Here is a 20,365-nt window from a genome sequence, read left to right on the forward strand (position 1 = left end):
CAGGATAACTTTTCTCCTGGTACTGTCCAGATTGATCTCAACTGGATTCATGGTGATGCTTGCAATGCACTGTACATGCCTCGTAGATCGCCCACTCGAAAGTTGTACGCCAGATCTTGCGGGTAATTATCTTTCACGAATTGCGGTCGTTGATTTTTAAGTCCGTGACAGGCAAGACAGCTCTGTTCGACGTTGATGCGACGGTAATACCGTGTTCCTGCCTGATGCTTACCTGAACTCAAGCAACAATTTCAGGAACATAAAATTGCGATATAGCGGTGTGCAAGTTCGTTAAGTACAGAAACGGTGTTGTGGGGCGCGGAGCGCCCCACAACACCGTACTGAATCAACCTGCACAGCACTATATTCATCGTCTGAAACATCAGCCAACTTGTGGCGGTGGAGGGATGAATCACACGTCAGAAGTTTGATAAGGTTCAGACGTATGGTGCGTCTCCCATAAATTGTTAGCGTGGGTAAAGTTTTGTCCTGTGCTTAGAACCAGAAAGGATCGCTATGGCATCGAAGACAAGAAGGTGATTTGTGAATCTTGCAAAGTGGATTGGTCTATTTACAATTCTCATCTCTGTTTACGTCCTGTGGCGCATTCAGCAGGTTTTGCTATTGCTCTTAGTTTCTGTTGTTTTAGCAACGGTTTTAGGTCGGTTCGTACAGCGTTTACAGCGATTGGGTATGCCACGCGGAGGTGCAGTTACCTTATCCGCCACCCTGTTTTTGATCATTGTTATTAGCTTCGTTGGTCTTGTCGTTGCTCCATTTATCGATGAATTACAGCGGTTTATTCTCCTCCTACCTGAAGCCCTAGAAGAGATACATCTGCGTCTGGAATGGATACAGGAGAGAGTTCCTGAAGAATGGGTAGACGATGATTGGCTATTGGATACGTTATCTCAGCAAGCGCAACCCTTTACTCGGCGGTTGTACCAGCATGTCTTTATGTGGATTTCTGATTCACTGGCTATTGTTGTGAAGCTGGTGTTAATCCTCGTCCTTACGGTCATGTTCTTAGCCAACCCCTCGCAATACCGCCAGCCCTTTATTCGGCTTTTCCCTGCTTTCTATCGCAGCCGAGTGGATGAAATTTTAACTGATTGTGAAACTGATTTAGTCAACTGGGTGATGGGAACGCTGGTCACGATGCTGTTTGTTGCGATCGCGAGTGGTTTAAGCCTCTGGATACTGCGAATGCCATTGGGGTTAGCCAGTGCATTATGGGCTGGCTTCTGTGAACTGATTCCTAATGTTGGCTACATTGTCGCGATGTTGCCACCTGTTGCGATCGCCCTACTTGATGCGCCTTGGAAAGCATTGCCCATCGTGGGAATATACTTTCTGATTCAGCAAGTTGAGAGCTATATCGTTGTTCCCTGGATGATGAAGCAACAGGTATCGCTTCCACCTGCTGCGACCTTACTGGCTCAGATCATCTTTGCTACGTTCTTTGGGTTTCTAGGGTTATTTCTAGCACTGCCATTGATGATCATCACAAAGATTCTATTGAGAGAAGTCTTAGTCAAAGATATTTTTGATCAATGGCAAAAACCAAAACAACCGATGACGAAATGCAGCACAGCTACTGACGAGCATCTCGGCTCATAGCAAAGTTATAAACTGCTATGGTGTTGTTGCATAAAAGATATGAGATAGCGGGTAAAATACCGAGATTCAGCCCCTCTATCCCTGTGAGCGTTGCGATGAAAACGAAGCCAAAACCATCCTATCGAGTCCGTAACTGGCGTGAGTATGATGCAGCCCTCAAACAACGAGGCAGCTTGACTTTTTGGATTGATGAAGCAGTGATTGAAGGCTGGATCAATGAGCAAAGGAGTGGACGACGGGGCGCATCCAAGCACTACAGCGATGGGGCAATTGCCTTGATGGCAACGGTTCAATCGTTGTTCAACTTACCTGGACGGCAGACGGAGGGATTCCTAGAATCTTTGTTTGCCCTGATGGGGATTGATCTGCCGGTACCGGATCACAGTACATTATCGCGACGCATGGGAAAGGTGGTAGTAGAGATGTCTGTGCATTGACCAGGTGGGACGGCAACAATGGAAGCAAGAGAATGGCTATCATCGGCGTTCTCTTGCAGAAACGACAGATTAGGACTTGTGCAAGTCCTGTTGATGATGAAATAAGAAGCGGCTATAACAGCCCTCTATAGCGAATAAATATGAGAACGACGGCCCATGATCCCAAAGCTACTTTGATCGCTACCAAAATATTTAAGATTGGTAAGATTCCGCCACTTAGGAGAGCACCGAAATCACCGTGGGGAAGTTCAAAGCCGGATAGCGTGATTATCGACAGTAAAATAAATACGAGCACTGATATCTTTTCCCAGGCAGCGGCGTGCCAACGCTGATAAATCCCCTGCATCCATTCTGTAGATGAGGTCATGGCAATCAGCCCAATCGCTGTTCCCCCAGCGACCCCAGCCGCAAAACCACCCCCTGGACTAAGATGGCCACGAATCGCTAATTCAACTCCCACCAGGGCAGAGATGGTCGCCCCCAACCGCGCCAGAATAACAGAAGATTCATCGCTAAATTGGTAGACCCGATTCGGTAGCCGTTCATTAGATAAGAGATACTTCGCTCCCATGATGGCGATTGTAAAAACAATCACTTCAAAAATCGTGTCATACAGGCGATTCCGCAGGATAATACCTGAAACCGCATTCGGTACACCGCTATCCTGAACCACCGCATCGACGATGGAGAACGGTAAGGTAGGGGACGGATTTTCAGACAGAAACAGCATTTTGAAGAAAAATGCAATTCCTGCGGCAATATAAACCCATTTCATCCCTTTATCTCCGCTTGTGATGAGTTGTTGTGACTAAGTCGTACAGGGGTAGAAGCCATTTCGGCTTGCAAAATTTCGTAGATACGAGGGAGACGTGTCGTTGTTGTGTAGGGAAACATTGCTTCGGTCTGTGCTTTCCCTTCTAACGGTTCTGTGTAAGCACAAATAGCATGGACATCCTTGTCTAAAAGGGCTTGATGTAGATCTTCCTCGTCCATGTAAGGCACAAGTTCAACTCGCATATAGTGCTTACCAAATGCAGTGCGCAGATCATTCAGGAGTTGATGGAAGGACTGTTCTGGGGGAGATTCCGTTGCGTTGCCAGCAACAGCCTCATCTTTTAATATCCCCAACCGCAGCACCAGGGACGATCGCACAGCCACCGCGTAGAGGCTAATGGCTAACAACGTTCCCACCAATGCTTCAGTTAAAGCCACGTCTGGAGCACCCAGTACCGTATAGACGAGGGCGGCGATCGCCCCCAAAATGCCCCGAATCACGAGAGCATGGTAAGGGTTGGTTTGAAAGATCACCATTGCAGCGGCCAGGGGCAACAGTGCAACAATGATATAAACATAGCTATCCATCACTACGCCTCCTAAAATTGAGGGTACGGCTGGGGCTGCTGCTAGAGCAATAGGCCAGGACATAGCCCAACATCGTATTCCACAGAGCCAGGGAAAGAATTGCCAGGAGCAGGAGTGGCCACTCGCGGGGGCGGAGCAGGAGCAACCCTGTCATGATGCTGATCGACCCTAGAGTGTCTGATACCGAAAGGTTGTGGAGTTTAAACAGCACCGATCGCCGAGTCAACAGAGACGAAGTACCCCAGAACCAGAAGATTAACCCAACTCCGATACAGAAGTAGCTCAATAGCTTAATCATGAGTCCCCCATCCGCTTGAGAATATGGGCCAGCAGCATAAATCCGGCATTCCCTACACTCAGGATGATGACGCCCGCCACACCCAGCATCCAGTCATCCCGCAACACTGAAATCAGCAGAATCATCACCGCCGCTTTCGTTGCCACGCTCGAAAATGCCAGCATGGTTTGCCAGATGTCCTCATCCTTCCATGCTTCGTAGAGCGGTATCAGCAGCGCTCCAATCATTGCCATTAAGGCCAGGTTGAGAATCATGACTGGTTCCTCCGATAGACGCGATGAACTTCGTACCAGCCGTCTTCGTGATACTTCAAGACAGTGGTTTTAGGAGTGAAGGTAATCAGAAATATGTCCAGGAAGATCAGACCGGGCGATCGCCTCGCTTTGACCCGCTCCATAATGATTTCTTCCTGAGTATGGGGCTGCACAATCAGTTGAATGGCTTCTGAGTAGGCTTGAGGAATGGCTTGAACAATTTTCCAGATGGCTCTTAGCAACTCTTTCAGTCGTGTAGGTGACGTTGCACCGCGAGGTAACAGGAATGCAACACTCACACCAATGATGATATTTGCCACACTCAGATTCGCCGTGAGCAAGAACCAGATGACCAATCGAAAAATGATATGTGCAATCATGCCATTGCCATCCAGAAAAGCGCGATTAAACTTAGGCCCATCACACCGACTAAGTGTTCAAATTCCTCTAGAACACGGGGTAGTTTTAGAACCACTCGCCGGAAAATTGCCAGGTAAAGAATCCATCCCAGGAAGATGGTGGCTAACGGCTTCACAATATTTGCGAAGGTATAGGCCTCGTAATACACCACGTTAGCCGCGAACAACCCACCCAGGAGCAGCACCATCGCAGCCCAAAAGCCGGGTTGAAGAGAGGGCCGAGCTGTCTCATCCAGGTTTTTGTGAGGCAAGAAGATGAACTTCGCAAATGAAATAGATGTGCCTATAGCCGCAACGTTCATCGCAATTACCTGCCAGGGCAGCAAATTTTTCATAGTTAACACCTTTGCCCCAAAACCGGAGAGTAAAGGAAATCCCGAAATTGAGAAGCTGGCAATCACGAGGGCAATCCAGAGGGGAGTATGGAGCGATCGCTGGTTAAGTTCTTTGAAACTGCGGCTAGGTAGTTTTCCCGCTTGAAGAAACAGAGCAGATTTGACTAACCCATGGGTCAGGGCGTAGAAGCCGCCCACCTCTGGAGCCGCCAGGATGAAGCCCAACTGCGACACCGTATGGAATGCCAGCATCCGCTTTACATCTTTCTCAAAGACCGCATAGAACACCCCCAACAGTGCCGTTCCTACCCCAAAAAAACGCACAATTGGATCTATCTCTTCTAGAAACAGGGCGAACCGCACCATCGGTAGAACTCCTGCCTTGACCACCATCCCAGACATCAGGGCTGAAACGGGCGACTCTGATTCAGAGTGGGTAAGTGGAAGCCATAAGCCTGATACAAATACTCCCGCTTTAGTCAGCAGACCCAAAAAAATGAGGGCGATCGCTTCATAAGGTGCTCCCCGTAATCCTCCAAAATCAAAAGAATGATGGGCTTTATAAACCAGCACTGCTCCCACTAAATAGAACAGCATGGCGATATTGCTGATGAATAAATAGCGTAGTCCAACCCAGATCGATCGATCGGTTCTCGGATAGGTAATGAGCAAGAATGCAGCAATACTCAAAACCTCTAGTGCTACATATAAACTGATCAAATCAGAACAAACCAGTGCTGCATTCACGCTACCGTGAAGGATCAGGGTTTGTGCAAAAAAGAAGGGAGAGCGATCGCTCTGCCAGCAATAAAAAATGACAGCTGTTGTAACGAGAGCATTGGTCAGAATAAAGAAACTTGCCAATGGATCTAACAACAAGCTAACCCCAAAGTTATCCAGTAACCGTAGCGTAATGGGTTCGGATGCAAGAAATAGCCCTATCGAATAAGCTACCGAAGCTAGAGTGCCAGCCAGGGCAAGCGATCGCGAGAAGCGAGGTAACAGGTAAATCAGAAACCCCACCGAAAACGGAAATCCAATCCAGGCCAAAGTAAGGACTGTCATAATGTTTGATTCCGCTCAATCTCGTTACTTTCTAAGGTGGGATTATCATGCGACAGCTTCATCACACCGACCAGCATAAGAGCCTGAATTGAAAAGCCAATAACAATTGCTGTCAGAATGACCGCCTGAGGTACGGGGTCGGCATAGGCTTGTGGCGTTCCCTCAGTCACAATAGGCGTAAACAAACCATCTCGCGCCGCTATGACGATATAGTAGGCGATCACCCCAGTACTCATCACATCCATCGAGATGATTTTCATGACCAGGTTCTTCTTTAGGATGATGCCAAAGAAGCCTAACAAAATAGTGGCTAGAGCACAGGCTTCTAACACAGATTCTTCTAATAACATCTGCATAAGCACCTTCAGAAAATACGACACGCAAGATCAAACGACACCTGTATAGTTCGCCAAAACTATCTAAAAGATTGATTTTTATCTATGATTAGGCAGAAGATGATAGTAATTTAATTATGCTTTGTTTTGCTCACTCCGGCTATCCCTGGTTCCCAAAATTATGCCTTTGCCCATTACGGGATGATTGCAGCGTCAATGCAATCATCCCGTAATGAGCAACAATGTAACGTTGCAAAAGCGTTACTCGCTCGCTGCTTCTAAAGGAGTGGCAGGTTCTGGGATGGGATTGGTGGATGAACCAAAGGCAACCCGTAAAAAAGGTGGAGCCAGAAACGTTGTCAAAATCACCATGATAATAATCGACACCTCCAGCGGCTTATCTAGAATGCCGCTAGCGGAGCCGATACCCGCAAATACTAGACCTACCTCACCGCGAGGGATCATCCCAACCCCGATCGCCACTCGATTGATGCCGGGTTGTCCAAACACCGCCCAACCTGTGATCAGCTTGCCAATAATCGCCACTACGATCAAAAACGTTGCAATCAAGAGACCTGCCCGATTCTCCGGTACTGTCGGGTTCAAAACGCCGAGGTCGGCACGCGCTCCCACCGTCACAAAGAAGATGGGTACCAGTAAATCGGCGATGGGTTTGATTAATTCATCTAACTCGTTGCGGGCATCGGTTTCATCGAGTACCAAACCCGCTGCAAAAGCCCCCAAAATCGCTTCGAGATGAATGGCGTTCCCTAAAAATGCCATAAAGAAAGCGAAGATGAAAGCTGGAATAACAATATTCCCACGGGTTTTGAGTTGATCCACGATCGCCACAAAACTTTTGTTAAAGACACCTCCCAACAAAATTGATCCAATCAAAAATGCCGTAGCGCTGACAATCAAGTAAATGACATTGGCGACATCGATCTCACCCGTCTTAGCTAAGCTGGCGACAACCGCCAAAACAATAATACCGAGGACATCATCAATCACCGCCGCACCAACAATGATTTGCCCTTCTTTGGATTTAAGTTGACCTAACTCTGCCAACACTTTAGAGGTAATGCCGATACTTGTTGCCGTTAATGCAGCCCCCGCAAAAATTGCTGGAATTGCGGCGACATGAAAGAGCATCATTAACCCTGCTGTGCCCGCCGCAAACGGCGCTGCGACTCCCACACAGGCGACAACCGTGGCTTGAATTCCCACTTCTTTCAACTGCCGCAGATCGGATTCCAGACCAATTTCAAACAGCAGAATAATCACGCCGATTTCAGCCAGAACCGAAATCACCTCACTTTGCGACTCAAAGATCCGAGTCAACGCATCTGGTGTCAACTGATTCAAGCCTTGCAGCGCCGTCATAATCACCGAGTCAGAGGCCGATAGCCCTCCTTCGGGAAAGATCACCAGGTGCAACGCCGAAATGCCAACAATCACACCCGCGACCAGTTCCCCCAAAACGGGCGGAAAATCCAGTCGTCTGGCGACCTCTGCGCCGAATTTACTGGCCAGATAAATCACCACCAGCGTCAGTAATACGCCAGACAGAATAATGGGTGAATCTTCAGCAACAACAGTTGCCAGGAATGGTGTCGGAGCCAGGGGAGCGTCGATTTCCCCACTAAAAAGAGACAAAAAGTCGGGCAAAATCATGAGTTTCAAGCGATGAAGGTTAACGGTTTGAGGGAGTCATAAAACTGCGGGAGGCTATGAAAAAGGCAACCGCTCAAAGACAGTCAGTCATACTTTGGGTGTTGACCAAAAAGCCGGGGTCATGGCCCGGCTTTTTGGATCTACGTCGTCTCGATTCAACAGCCGTCTGGTCCACAGAAACTGTGCCCGTACAGGACCTCCGCGTCACAGATATAGATCATGCCGGCATAATCGAGGAAAAACTTTATTGCGACCTGATCCGCAATATCCTCGGCCATATCTCGATCTGGAGTGAGCACCTCAAATTTTATATTCGCCTGAGTATCAGAAACGCTGGGTTGTCCCGTCGAGCGGACGTTGCGACTGCCTTTACCGCCCGTTTCCACCACCGTATAACCCGTTGCTCCAGATTCATCGATGATACTGGCAATCTTTTTTAGCAGAATCTTTTCCGTGACAATGACGAGCTTTTTGGCTGGCTTAGCCATGTTGGTTACCTCCTTAACGCTGTATATTGACCTTGCTGTAGTGATCTATTGGGTCTGCCGCAACCAAGAGAGTGCCGACAGACCGCAACCCATCTGAGATTAGCCGCCACCGATCGCCTGGGCTAGCCCGAGGAAGATCGGTATACACAAACCAATCGCAATGGGCGTGCCGATTGCTGTGGAGGCACCGATGTAGGCAGAGGGATTGGCCGACGGAATCCCGGCTCGTAACGTGGGTGGACCTGAAATGTCTGAACTGGAGGCGGCGATGACGGCTAAAATCACGACACCGCCCATGCTGAATCCTGCGACATAGTGGGCAATCATGCCGAGACCGAAGGCGATGAACCCATGCACCAGCGGTGCCACCACGCTATACACGACGTACCACTGAGCCACCTTGCGCAGTTCGCCGAGCCTTGACCAAGCCTCCATACCCATGACCAGCATCAAGATCGAAAGCAAGCCGCGAAAGAGGGGGTCGTAGAAGCTTTCATAGACACTTTCTGGCTGGGTGAACAGTCCAAGAGCAATGCCGAGCAACATTGCCGATAGGGCAGGACCCTGGAGGCTTTCCTTTACGATCGGCCATATCTTGACCCGATTATCAGCCGCCTTCTGCTTGTTGCGATACTCTTGTCGGCTACTGGGATAATCACCTGCGGGAATGGGAGACGTGCCTGCGGGAATGGGAGACGCGCCTGCGGCACTGAAAGAGGCACCTGCGGCACTGAGAGACGCACCTGCAGTACTGAGAGACGCACCTGTGGTACTGGTATATTCTCCTGCGGTACTGAGAGACTCCTGCTTGCTGAAAGACTCGCCTGAAGCTTTACGCTTCTTCTTGTTGAGATAAATGTTGGCGACCACAATCGCAGTGACGAGTGCTGGAATATCCATGAAGGGATAAAGTGCGGCAGCCCATGCCTCATATTGCATGCTTTGTTCTTCCAGGAGCGTCAGGGCGGCAGCCATAGTAGAGCCACTCACCGCACCAAACAACCCCCCAGTTGCGATCGCATCTACGGTTTTGACCTTCGGCAACTTGGCCAACGTGTAGCGCGCGATGAATACAACAAGAATCCCTACTGCTACAGCAAACGCTGCGGGTAAAATCATCTCCGTCAGATTGGAATTGCGAATTGCAATACCACCAGTCAGACCGATTTTGGTGAGCAACATGAAGACGATGATCTGACAAATCGCCTCTGGAATCACCAATTCGCTACCGAGAGCAGCAATGACCATCCCCCCAATCAAAAAACCGAGGGTTGGGGACTGCAACTGCTTAACAAAGTCCATTAGAAAAAAGGACCAAAAATCCACGAATACCTCCTTATGCCCTCTCTGAAGAGGGATGACCATTGTGATAGGTGAGCTTTAGAGGGTAAGGGAGAAGCATTTCACCCCTACAGCACAGGTGTTCGGTGAGAACGTATCGCCAGGGTGTTTAAACTGTCCACCCTCCTAAAGAGGCTGGAAGGTGATAGTTGTCCTGCCCAACAATGCATAGACCTTTATCTATCGAAACCCAAGCTTTCATCGAGTTAAATCTATTGTCGTGCTTAAGTTTATCGCTAAATCCGCACCAATTTGCGATCGCTCCACGTGAATCTGCTAAATAATGTCAAATGCAAACCATAAGTTTTCCTTTATTTGGTTAACGCTCAAGGGTGAGTTTGCCTTGGCATTGGCTGTTCTAAGGATCGTGGATCAAATAAGATCGAATATTGGATCGTTTGTAGGGGCGAACGGGCGTTCGCCCCTACAACAAATCATCGGAGTTATTTAATTCCCATTCCTAACCAATTTGCTTGGTCTGATTGACCTGTAAAATCAGCAGCAAACTTGGACAGTAAATGGAGTAAATACAGATGGATAATTTCGTGGAGGTTTTACATTTTCTGTCCTGTACTTGGACAGAGAACACTAAATTTTGCAATATGGGGTGTGGGGGCTGTGCCCCCACGCAGGGATTCCACCCCTGCACCCCGGTGTAAACCTTTTGATTGTGTCTACTCGTTAACCCATTTCAATCTGACCACTGGGCATCCAGAAAGGTAGCGATCGCTTGATTAAAGGCGATCGCTTCTACTAAAAAGCACCAATGATGCCCTGGAACCTGGACAATCTGGAGATTTTGCAGATAGGTGCGATAGGGTTTGAGTTGCCATGCCGTGCGATTCAAGCCTTGCTTGGGTTGAATGAATAGAGTAGGAATGGCGATCGCCTGGGTTAACCCGGCAACGTCCATAACATCATCAAAAATTTCATCTCGAGCTTGCACAACAAATTTGCTGCCCCAGGTACCATCTGGTTTTTGTTCAATCCCTGTTGCAAATACGGCTTGTTGCAGGTCACTCCAGCCGCGATATTGCTTCAATTGTCGTGCTTGTTGCTCGGCGTGTTGAGGAGTATCAAAGGGTCCCAACATTTTAAGAAAGGGCAAAACTCGGTAGAGCAATGGAAAAGTCGGTTTCAACCAGTGCGGCATGGGGTTAATAAAGAAGGGATCAATCAGTACCAAACTTTTGATTGCCTGGGGATGTTGGGTTGCCCAAACGGCTGCAACCTTCGCCGACCAGGAATGTGATACCACGTGGGCAGACTGCCACCCTTTCGCTGCCATCAATGCTTCTAAATCGGCAATGATGTCGGTACACCGATAGCCGCTGATGGGCTTGCTGCTGTCGCCGTGCCCTCGTAAATCGGGTGCAAGGATGTGATAGCGGTCTTGTAAAGACTCTCCCAAATCTGCCCATACCAGGCTGTGATCTGCCATGCCATGCAATAACAGCAAGGGTTCCTGTCCCTGATTCCATTCCAAATACGATAGATGCACAGAGGGTAAGTTGAGACGCTGTTTCTGTGCGTTAATCCGGGTTAAAAATAGGTTGTTTGTCATAACTGTGGTCGAATTGATCAGTCAAATTGATAACGATATTCTGATCAAATCATCAGTTGGAAAAAGAATGCAGTCAGCCCCAACATTAGCAGCAGATGGGGCAGATTGCTGAGTAGCGATCGCTGGGTAATTCGTAACAACGGATAGGGACTAAACACCAGTGCCGACAACAGGGTTACGCCTTGAAGAAATTGAGCAACATCCAGGTTCCAGGTCAGGGTCGGTAGATGTGCGCCGCTATAGCCTATGGTTCGCGCTAACACAGGCAAGATTTGACCGGCTTCGGTGATGGCAGCCGGGATGTAGTGGGTCAGATTGGCAGCTAATGTCAGGGGTAAATAGGCGTAGATAATGGTGAGATAGTCGGGTTGCTCTGGATCAAACAAACGGGCGATCGCATGGGCGGCATAGGTCAACAGAGCGGGGATGCTGAGCAAGATGAGAGCGATCGAACTCCCCAGTAGCAAATGATCGGCATCCACAGGAATTGCACCCAACCCCAGCCATTGCAAAAGGGTCTGAGCATGGTGCATCAACACGCCACCCAATAGCAACAGCAGCAGGGCAACTTCTGCCCAAAAGCCCTGGTGATTGTCCAGCAGATCAGATGCCGGAAACCGCAGATTCAACTGCGCCGATCGATTGGGACAGGCTTTGAGGCAGGTCATACACAACATACAGTCGCGGTTGTCTTGCAACTGTGCCGGATGGGAATAGAGCGGGCAGCCCTCGGTTGCTTGCCCTTCACTCGGTAGGGCATCGGCAAACGTAATTGGTGTAATTCCACTGCCCTTGTAGCACCCGAAGGTGCTGCACTGACTGCCACACACCTGCTGGGTCGAGCGCAATTCCACCATCGACAGCTTGGCAAACATGCCGTTCATGCCCCCTATCGGGCAAAGATAGCGACACCACAACCGCCGCTCGTAGATCAGGCTGAAAACCACGGCTCCGGCAGTAATCGTTAACAGCAACCAGGCAGACAAATTAGCATGGTGGGGTAAGTCCCACAGCTTCTCCCAAAGATAGATAGCAACAAAGCCAGCAAATAAAATCCAGGCTCCCCAACGGTTCAGCCATTGTGTATTCCAGGTCAGTTGTTGACGGGGAACGAGCCACAGAGACAGCCGCCGCACCCATTCAGCCGTAATCATAAACGGGCAGACGGCACACCAGAGCCGACCGACAAAAGCAAACAAAAACAAATATCCGGGCCACCACCACGCCCAAAAAAGATTGAGCGTAATGCTGCTCTCGCGATCTTGAGCACCGACGAAGCCCAGCACCGTAATCGGCACAAACACTGCCATCATCACCACCCAGATGCCCTCTGGATACCAGCGACTGAGCAGCGATCGCCGCAGTCCCGATACATGAGTGAGCAAATCCAGCCGAAACGCATTTCTGGTCGATTGCACCGACCACAGAGTTTGTTCCGGCATGACAGTATGACCGGGGGGAGTCATGATCACCGCTCGATGCAAAATCTCAGCCAGCTCTGCCAAATTACCGGGGTAGTCGTAACTGAGCAACCGGCGGAGATTGGATTGATCAAGTTGCAACAGGGGACGATTTTGTTCGTGACAAAACTGGTTCAAAAAATAGCGGGCAAATTCTGGAATATCGGCTTTACGTTGCGGCAGGTTAAAGAGCTTGATGGCAGTGGCAGAGATATCGGGCAAATTCAGTTTATGGGGCGATGCCAGAATCAAACGCACCCATGATTGAATCGGCTGCGGTGGTTCTGTTGCCAGTTCAGACGTTCCGACAATGCCATGATTGGGCAAGATCAATCCGGTTTTGAGGTAGTGAACTAAGCGAGTGCGATCGCCTTCACTCAACGCTTGCACATTATCGAGCAACAGGGTTCCCCGCTCCAACAGTTGCAGAATGCCCGACCGCTGCCCCACTCTGCCAAACAGCGCATCCGTATTCAACCGACCATCGGCGGAACGGGGTAAATCGGCACAATCGAGTTCGGCAAAGGGTTGGGATGCCAGACTTGAACGCGCATGGATCAACCCGGCTAGAAAGGTTTTGCCGGTGCCTGCCTGCGCCTGAAAAATCACAGGGTTGAGCTGGGAAGCGGCGTGCTGGACTTGCTCGGTAAGTTTTTGAGCCGCTTTACTCGTACCCAGAATGCTGGTTTCAGTTGGAATCGGTTGGATATAAGACTGCAACGCTTGAATCCGCACTTGTTCCCAGGCAATCCGGGCAGCATACTCATGCAAATCTTGCGAAAGTAAGGAATGAATCACCTGTTGAATCGCAGGATAAGCAGCAATCAGGGTTTGCAGTGCCGCCTGGGGCAAAAACCAAATTTCGCTTGTCGTCAGGGCGATCGCACTCGTCTGATACGTTCCTTCTAAAGCGCTGGCAACCAGGATATAGCCAAAGACATCCCCCGCATTGCGATAGCGAATCAGAGATTTGCCAATGGCGGACTGCCGCGAGATTTCTATTGTTCCCCCTCTCAACAGGTAAAGCCCGATGGGCGTTTGCCCTTCCTGGTAAATCAGAGTTTGGGGTGCAACATGAAAGCTTTGAAACGACTGGGCGATCGCGTGCAACGCATCCTCCGGTAATCGTCCCCAGACTCGATGCAACCTCAGCCAAGTGCGATAGTCTTCAGGCGCTGGCGCGTCCACAGTCACCAGGCTAGAAGCGTTAGCAGCCAATGGTAAGGGTTGGTCTGAGACTGATAGCATAGAATTGCAGCGAGAAGGAACAGATCAATGGGCTTCTCACTCATCATGCTAGTGCATTCAGGATTCATCCCAGATCAGTAGATTCAACCTATGAGTAAAAAAATAGACCATCTTCTTCGCACAGCCCTACTGCAAACTGGGTAGGACCCCAGAAACAATAGCTTGATTGCGATCGCTTACACCCCTTAGCCACCCGATAGAGAATGCCGCAGATCATCCACTCGGTTCAACCCGGATTACAACCGATTTCTGAGAAATTTAATCCGACGGTGCTGCAACTGGTACACCTGACGTTACCTTACCTATTGCGATTTCGGACACGTCCCTGGTTACCTGCCGGAATCACACAGGTTGAATCAACGGATGTCGAAACGCTGATCGAACTCTATCACCAATTTCAGACCGGAAAAGTTCGCTTTATGATGGCGTTTCGGCATGTGGAAGTAGATGATCCTCTCTGCGGGCTGTATCTGTTGTCTCGGTTAGTCCCCCAGGTTGCGCGATCGCAGGGAATTCAGCTCAACTATCCGCTTCATGCTCATTTTCTCTTTGATCGCGGCATGCCGCTGTGGGGCGGAAAATGGTTGGGTTGGTTGCTATCACGTTTAGGAGGGGTTGCCATTCATCGCGGCAAACATCCCGATTGGCAAGCGTTGCGCACAGCCCGCGAGTTGATGCTCAATGGTCGGTTGCCCTTAGCTGTTGCCCCAGAGGGTGCAACCAATGGGCATAGCGAACGACTGAGTCCGTGTGAACCGGGCACAGCTCAGTTGGGCTTTTGGTGTGTGGAAGATTTGCTCAAAGCCGGACGCCCTGAAACCGTATGGATTCTGCCGATTGGGCTGCAATATCGCTATCTCAACCCCTCCTGGCAGAGATTAGATCAATTAATGGGTCAATTGGAAGCCGAGTTTGGCTTACCCACCCAATCCAACACCACCGTTGCAGCATCCGAGCGCGGACAGGTTTATTATGCGCGGCTGCTGCGTCTGGGTGAACATTTATTGACGACTATGGAACAGTTTTATGCACGCTTTTACCATTACCCAGTAACGGTTGAGCGATCGCCTGTTGTAGATACGGCTGATGATTCACCCGAACGGCGTTCGATACGCATCCAATCGCTCCTGAACCACGCGTTACAGGTAGCCGAATCACACTTCGGTATTTCGTCGCGGGGAACGTTTCCTGAACGCTGTCGGCGGATTGAAGAAGCCAGTTGGACGTTTATCTATCGGCAGGATATTGCTGCACCCAACCAACTTTCAGCCCTCGATCGAGGATTAGCCAATTGGGTTGCTGAAGATGCAAGCCTAACCGTGTTACACATGCGTCTGGTGGAAAGTGTCGTCGCCATTACAGGCAACTATGTGCAGGAGAAACCTTCATTTGAACGGTTTGCAGAAACAACACTACTGATGTTTGATGTCATGGCTCGTATTCGCGGCGATAAACTTCCACGTCGCCCCCGTTTGGGCGATCGCCATGCCCAGTTAACCATTGGCACACCCATTTCAGTCAGCGATCGCTGGTCTGTTTACCAAACCAACCGTCAAGCTGCCCGCCAAGCGATCGTTGATCTCACCCAAGATCTACAACACGCCCTGGAAAAAACCATAACGTGAGTTTCAGGAACTGTCGCAATACACCACCTTAGACATTGCTAATTGTGTTGAAAAGCGGCGCGGCGCGCCGCTTTTCAATATCTCAGCATCCTGGTTTTGGGCGCATAGGGCGCGATCTATCCACATCGAGCCATGACATGAGCCAAAGCAGGAGCCGCGACATATGTGCGTCAGGCTACATTCATCAACAATGGATTGACATAGCTTAATACTCATGTAACGATCTAATTATTGAAAGAAGTTCTCAATAGAAACGGTCGTTCTCCCCTGAAACTCTCTAGCGGATTGCTCTAACCATGACTCACCCTCACTCTCATCTTGCTGCCCTCAAACCCGGACATATTGCCGTTATTGCCAGCCTCAATACATCACCAGGATTGCATCAACGATTACTGGCATTAGGGTTCCGCCAGGGGCGACATGTGACCATGCTGCGGCGATCGCGGTTTTCGGGACCCGTGCATGTGCGCGTCGGCACAACGGAGGTGATGATGCGGCAGCGAGATGCTCGTAATATCGCGATCGCGCCTTTAGCTGGGGGAGAATGACCGTGAAACGGATTGCGGTTTTGGGAATGCCCAATACGGGTAAATCTACCTTTTTTAATCGGTTTACGGGAGCTACTGCCAGCATTGGCAACTGGGCAGGCATGACCGTTGATTTGATGATGGCAACTCTCAAGCTCGGCGACCTGACCGCAGAGGTCATCGATCTACCAGGGATCTACGACCTGCGGGGTTTTTCTCAAGATGAAGCGGTTGTTCAAGAATTTTTGGCATCGACGCCCCTGCATCTGGTCATCATTATTCTCAATACAGCACAACTCGATCGCCAGCTCAGTCTGGCATTGCAAGTCAAACATCTCCAGTTACCAGCCGTATTGCTCCTGAATATGGCAGATGAAGCACCCAAATTTGGGGTAACAGTGGCAGCAGAAAAAATCGCTCACCATCTGCATATGCCCGTGATTCCCATGAGTGCCAAATATGGCGGAGGGTATGAAGCCGCGTTAGAAGTGATTACCCAAACGTTGCATGAACACGAACACCCCACGTGCGTTCCTGATTTTGCCGATCGCCTGATTTCTGACCAACAGCTTGCCGTCGAACTGGACACCATTTTGCACGATGCTGTGCGTATTTCAGACCACCATCAAGACACTCTAACCACGCGCCTCGATCGCATTTTATTGCATCCGATTTTAGGATTGCCGCTGTTTTTTGCAGCGATGTACTTGATGTTCCAAACCGTCTACACCCTGGGCACGCCCTTACAAACCCTGCTGGGCAATGGCTTGGACTGGGTCAAAACCATGCTTTTAGAACCGGCTCTTAGCAACGTTCCCCCGTTTCTGGAGGGATTTCTGATCGGTGGGCTTTACGATGGCATCGGCACGGTAGCTGCCTTTATTCCAGTGATTCTGCTGTTTTTCTTCTGCATGGCAATTGTAGAAGACAGCGGCTATCTGGCACGCTCTGCTTTTTTGATGGATGCCTTGATGGAACGACTGGGGCTAGATGGGCGTTCCTTTGTCATGTCGTTGATGGGGTTTGGCTGCAACGTCCCTGCCATTATGGGAACACGGGTGATGCGATCGCCCGGTTTGCGCATGTTATCGATGCTGGTGATTCCATTTTCGCTATGTTCTGCCCGGTTGAATGTATTTATTTTTATGACAACGGCACTGTTTGCGCCCCATATTGCGCCGATGGTGTTGTTTAGCTTGTATTTGTTTAGTTTTGCAGCGGCTTTAATAACGGCTGCCTTATTTAAAGGACGATTTCCCAATAAAGATCCGCTGGTTCTCGAACTACCGCCCTATCGGTTTCCGACGGTGAAGCAAATTGGAATTCGCGCCTGGTGCGAAGTTAAGCATTTTCTTCGTTGGTCAAATCGCTTTATTATTGCCGGAGTCGTGGTCGTTTGGCTGTTGAATAATGTACCAACCAACGTGCCACCGGCAAGTGCCCAAACCTTATCGGGAATGATTGGGCAAGTGACTCAGCCATTTTTGGCACCGTTAGGCATCAACGCACAGTTGGCGATCGCCCTGATTTTTGGCTTTATTGCTAAAGAAATTGTTTTGGGCGGCTTAGCCGTGATCTATGGCACCTCAACCGATGCGACCTTGGGAGGTGCGATCGCTCAGCAAATCGACTGGGTACAGGCTTACAGTTTCATGTTGTTTACGCTATTGTATGTGCCCTGTTTGTCTACGGTGGCAGTGCTCAAAAGCGAATCTAAGAGCATTAAATTTGCAGCGCTCGCCGTAGCATGGTCAACCGGGTTAGCCTGGATCACCAGCTTTTTGTTCTATCAAGGAGCACGATTTTTGGGGTTCTAGCCAATTAATATCGCTGTAGTTGAGAAGGCGACGGCTCCGCCGTCGCCTTCTCAACTAAATTCTTTAAGTCACAAAGAAGGGGCGAAGAGGTCATGCACTTCTTGACCTCTTCGCCGCCTCACTCTCTTATCTCTCAGCATCGATTGATGCTCATATAATTATATAATACTTTTAGCGCAATAACCAACATATTTAGGAGACGTGCCCATGTCACAACCTCAGACAAGTCAAATCCTTGATTTTCATAGTGATGCCTATCGCGATACATTCAGTCGTATCAATGGCATTGTGATCGAGGGTGAACAGGAGGCACATGATAATTTTATTTGTTTAGCGAACTTGCTGCCCGATCATACAGAGGAATTAACCCGTCTGGGCAAGATGGAGTTTCGGCATCGCAAAAGTTTTGAAGCGTGCGGTCGCAATCTCAATGTCACGCCAGATCTCGCTTTTGCCGAACAGTTTTTTACCGAGTTGCGTCAGGCATTTCAAACCGCTGCGGAAAATCAACAGATCGCAACATGTTTATTGATTCAAGCTCTGGTGATTGAATGTTTTGCGATCGCCGCTTACCACACCTACATTCCCGTTGCCGATGATTTTGCCCGTAAAGTAACCGAATCAGTGGTGGAAGATGAGTACCAGCACCTTAACTTTGGTGAAGTTTGGTTGAAAGCAAATTTTGCAACGGTCAAAGCCGAACTAGAAGCTGCCAATCAACAGGTTTTACCAATTATCTGGCGGATGCTGAATCAAGTAGAATCCGATGCCAGAGGCATTGGCATGAATAAGCAATCCCTGATTGAAGAATTTATTATTCGCTATAGCGAAGCCCTTAGCCAGATTGGCTTTAGCACTCGCGAGATTATCCGGTTATCCACTCAAGGGTTACAAGCAACCTGATCCACAGATCAGCCATGTTCAAGCAAAGAATACCTTCATGTTAGGCAGTGAGCCCCTTCGGGAGGCACTGCCTAAGGATCGTGGCTTGCATAAAACCTGATTGTTTTTGAGGGGTGACGGCAAAGCCGTCACCCTCTCAATGTGAAAGGTCGTTAAGGAGAGAAACGATGTGGTGGGGCACGGAGTGCCCCACCACATCGTGCTGAATCAACCCGCATGGCGCTATACGCTCCTATCCTAAATAATCATTAAATAACTCGCTAGCTATAAAGTGATGATCTACAATTCGTTTAAGAACCTTGTCTGAAGGTTTGATCAATCACATTGCGATCGCGCAATCAATCTTGGGTTTGCCCATCTTACAAAACAATCATCCCTTCACTCAGCAAACCCAAGCCATTCTCCTCGTTTAAGGAGGCTTCATTATGAGTATTGCAATTAAACAACGACCCACACTGGATGTTGGCAGAAGCTGGGATCACTTCTGCGACCAGATTACACGGACTGATAATCGCTTGTATATCGGTTGGTTTGGGGTTCTCATGATTCCAACCTTGCTGGTGGCAACAATCGTTTTCATCCTGGCATTTATTGCTGCGCCACCCGTTGATATTGATGGTATTCGGGAACCCGTCTTCGGTTCTCTTTTGGATGGCAACAATCTTATTACAGCAGCGGTCGTCCCTACATCTGCGGCAATTGGGCTGCACTTCTATCCCATCTGGGATGCCGCATCCGTTGATGAATGGCTCTATAACGGCGGACCCTACCAGCTAATTGTGTTGCACTTTTTGATTAGTATTTTTGCATATCTGGGTCGTCAGTGGGAATTGAGCTATCGCTTGGGGATGCGTCCCTGGATTGCCGTTGCATTTTCTGCACCTGTTGCAGCAGCAACGGCTGTACTTTTGGTTTATCCGATTGGGCAAGGTAGCTTTTCAGAAGGCTTACCATTGGGCATTACAGGCACGTTTCACTTTATGTTTGCCTTTCAATCAATGCACAATATTCTGATGCATCCCTTGCATATGATGGGGGTTGTAGGTGTGTTTGGGGGAGCGCTATTCAGTGCAACCCACGGCTCACTGGTAACAGCCAGTTTGATTCGAGAAACATCTGACCTGGAATCCGCCAATACCGGATACCGATTTGGGCAACAGGAAGGCACCTATAACCTGATGGCGGGTCATGTCGGTTATTTAGGACGGTTGTTAGTGCCTTCTCTGGGGTTGCGTAATAGCCGCACCGTACATTTCTTGCTGGTTGCTTTACCCACCCTGGGGATCTGGTCAGCTGCGATCGGCATTGGGGTGATGGCATTCAATCTCAATGGCTTCAACTTCAATCAATCGATTTTGGATAGTCAAGGCAAAGTGATTCCCAGCAACGCTGATATTCTTAATCGAGCAACGTTGGGGATTCAAGTCATGCACGCACCCAATACCCATCATTTTCCAGAACTGTTAGCGGGTGGTAATGCTACACCTGTGAGCCTGGAGGCTCCAGCGATCGCCACCCCCAGCTAGATGTCGCCAGTCTTGAGGAGATAGTTCATATTTCTATCTCCTCATTTTCTCTTTTTTGCTATAGCAA

General features: G+C 49.3%; 19 protein-coding genes and 1 pseudogene. 7 read left to right on the forward strand and 13 right to left on the reverse strand.

Annotation, left to right across the window (positions count from 1 at the left end; all coding sequences use genetic code 11):
- Positions 1-47 precede the first annotated feature (47 nt).
- Positions 48-224 (reverse strand): annotated as a pseudogene (locus tag ACR6Z4_RS00990) (Tll0287-like domain-containing protein); the annotation flags it as partial.
- A 319-nt stretch (positions 225-543) separates the two neighbouring features.
- On the opposite strand from ACR6Z4_RS00990, the gene ACR6Z4_RS00995 reads away from it, so the two are divergent.
- Both ACR6Z4_RS00995 and ACR6Z4_RS01000 read left to right on the forward strand, forming a co-directional pair.
- Positions 544-1,620, forward strand: a complete 1,077-nt coding sequence (locus ACR6Z4_RS00995) for an AI-2E family transporter (protein WP_479715336.1) — start codon at positions 544-546, stop codon at positions 1,618-1,620.
- A 95-nt stretch (positions 1,621-1,715) separates the two neighbouring features.
- Positions 1,716-2,057 (forward strand): transposase, encoded by a 342-nt coding sequence (locus tag ACR6Z4_RS01000; RefSeq protein ID WP_479715337.1) that lies wholly within the window; start codon positions 1,716-1,718, stop codon positions 2,055-2,057.
- Positions 2,058-2,169: 112 nt separating this feature from the next.
- Here the strand turns inward: ACR6Z4_RS01000 and ACR6Z4_RS01005 are convergent, their stop codons facing one another.
- From ACR6Z4_RS01005 to ACR6Z4_RS01060, 12 genes are all read right to left on the reverse strand, one after another.
- Positions 2,170-2,832, reverse strand: coding sequence for a Na(+)/H(+) antiporter subunit B (locus tag ACR6Z4_RS01005; RefSeq protein WP_479715338.1), 663 nt, complete (start codon positions 2,830-2,832; stop codon positions 2,170-2,172).
- Positions 2,829-3,422: a DUF4040 domain-containing protein gene (locus tag ACR6Z4_RS01010; protein ID WP_479715441.1), complete on the reverse strand. Its 594-nt coding sequence runs from the start codon at positions 3,420-3,422 to the stop codon at positions 2,829-2,831. Before ACR6Z4_RS01010 ends, ACR6Z4_RS01005 begins: the two co-directional genes overlap by 4 nt.
- Entirely contained in the window at positions 3,412-3,717 is a 306-nt protein-coding gene (locus ACR6Z4_RS01015) for a monovalent cation/H(+) antiporter subunit G (protein WP_479715339.1), read from the reverse strand. Before ACR6Z4_RS01015 ends, ACR6Z4_RS01010 begins: the two co-directional genes overlap by 11 nt.
- Positions 3,714-3,971, reverse strand: a complete 258-nt coding sequence (locus tag ACR6Z4_RS01020; protein ID WP_479715340.1) for a hypothetical protein — start codon at positions 3,969-3,971, stop codon at positions 3,714-3,716. The genes ACR6Z4_RS01015 and ACR6Z4_RS01020 overlap by 4 nt, the downstream gene beginning before the upstream one ends.
- The gene (locus ACR6Z4_RS01025; protein WP_479715341.1) at positions 3,968-4,351 is read right to left on the reverse strand and encodes a Na+/H+ antiporter subunit E; all 384 of its coding nucleotides are present in this window, start codon (positions 4,349-4,351) and stop codon (positions 3,968-3,970) included. The genes ACR6Z4_RS01020 and ACR6Z4_RS01025 overlap by 4 nt, the downstream gene beginning before the upstream one ends.
- Positions 4,348-5,790 carry a cation:proton antiporter gene (locus tag ACR6Z4_RS01030; RefSeq protein ID WP_479715342.1) on the reverse strand — a complete coding sequence of 481 codons (1,443 nt, stop codon included), beginning with the start codon at positions 5,788-5,790 and terminating at the stop codon, positions 4,348-4,350. Before ACR6Z4_RS01030 ends, ACR6Z4_RS01025 begins: the two co-directional genes overlap by 4 nt.
- A complete protein-coding gene (locus tag ACR6Z4_RS01035) occupies positions 5,787-6,122 on the reverse strand; it encodes a cation:proton antiporter subunit C (protein ID WP_479715442.1) in 336 nt (111 codons plus the stop codon). Before ACR6Z4_RS01035 ends, ACR6Z4_RS01030 begins: the two co-directional genes overlap by 4 nt.
- Before the next feature lie 264 nt (positions 6,123-6,386).
- A complete protein-coding gene (locus tag ACR6Z4_RS01040) occupies positions 6,387-7,799 on the reverse strand; it encodes a cation:proton antiporter (RefSeq protein WP_479715343.1) in 1,413 nt (470 codons plus the stop codon).
- Between the two features lie 155 nt (positions 7,800-7,954).
- Positions 7,955-8,287, reverse strand: a complete 333-nt coding sequence (locus ACR6Z4_RS01045; RefSeq protein WP_479715344.1) for a P-II family nitrogen regulator — start codon at positions 8,285-8,287, stop codon at positions 7,955-7,957.
- A gap of 99 nt (positions 8,288-8,386) precedes the next feature.
- Positions 8,387-9,613 carry a sodium-dependent bicarbonate transport family permease gene (locus ACR6Z4_RS01050; protein WP_479715345.1) on the reverse strand — a complete coding sequence of 409 codons (1,227 nt, stop codon included), beginning with the start codon at positions 9,611-9,613 and terminating at the stop codon, positions 8,387-8,389.
- A gap of 706 nt (positions 9,614-10,319) precedes the next feature.
- A complete protein-coding gene (locus ACR6Z4_RS01055) occupies positions 10,320-11,192 on the reverse strand; it encodes an alpha/beta fold hydrolase (protein ID WP_479715346.1) in 873 nt (290 codons plus the stop codon).
- A gap of 44 nt (positions 11,193-11,236) precedes the next feature.
- The gene (locus tag ACR6Z4_RS01060) at positions 11,237-13,900 is read right to left on the reverse strand and encodes a sigma 54-interacting transcriptional regulator (protein ID WP_479715347.1); all 2,664 of its coding nucleotides are present in this window, start codon (positions 13,898-13,900) and stop codon (positions 11,237-11,239) included.
- A 203-nt stretch (positions 13,901-14,103) separates the two neighbouring features.
- Here ACR6Z4_RS01060 and ACR6Z4_RS01065 point away from each other — a divergent pair, with 203 nt between their 5' ends.
- The 5 genes from ACR6Z4_RS01065 to psbA all read left to right on the forward strand — a co-directional run bounded on the left by ACR6Z4_RS01065 (position 14,104) and on the right by psbA (position 20,298).
- Complete coding sequence (locus ACR6Z4_RS01065; protein ID WP_479715348.1) at positions 14,104-15,525, forward strand: lysophospholipid acyltransferase family protein; 1,422 nt, start codon at positions 14,104-14,106, stop codon at positions 15,523-15,525.
- A gap of 296 nt (positions 15,526-15,821) precedes the next feature.
- Entirely contained in the window at positions 15,822-16,073 is a 252-nt protein-coding gene (locus ACR6Z4_RS01070; protein WP_479715349.1) for a FeoA family protein, read from the forward strand.
- A gap of 2 nt (positions 16,074-16,075) precedes the next feature.
- A complete protein-coding gene (gene feoB / locus ACR6Z4_RS01075; protein ID WP_479715443.1) occupies positions 16,076-17,869 on the forward strand; it encodes a ferrous iron transport protein B in 1,794 nt (597 codons plus the stop codon).
- A gap of 207 nt (positions 17,870-18,076) precedes the next feature.
- The gene (locus ACR6Z4_RS01080; RefSeq protein WP_479715350.1) at positions 18,077-18,772 is read left to right on the forward strand and encodes an aldehyde oxygenase (deformylating); all 696 of its coding nucleotides are present in this window, start codon (positions 18,077-18,079) and stop codon (positions 18,770-18,772) included.
- 425 nt (positions 18,773-19,197) lie between these two features.
- Complete coding sequence (gene psbA, locus ACR6Z4_RS01085; RefSeq protein ID WP_479715351.1) at positions 19,198-20,298, forward strand: photosystem II q(b) protein; 1,101 nt, start codon at positions 19,198-19,200, stop codon at positions 20,296-20,298.
- Positions 20,299-20,365: the final 67 nt, after the last annotated feature.

The organism is Calyptranema fuscum S582, from assembly GCF_055793305.1.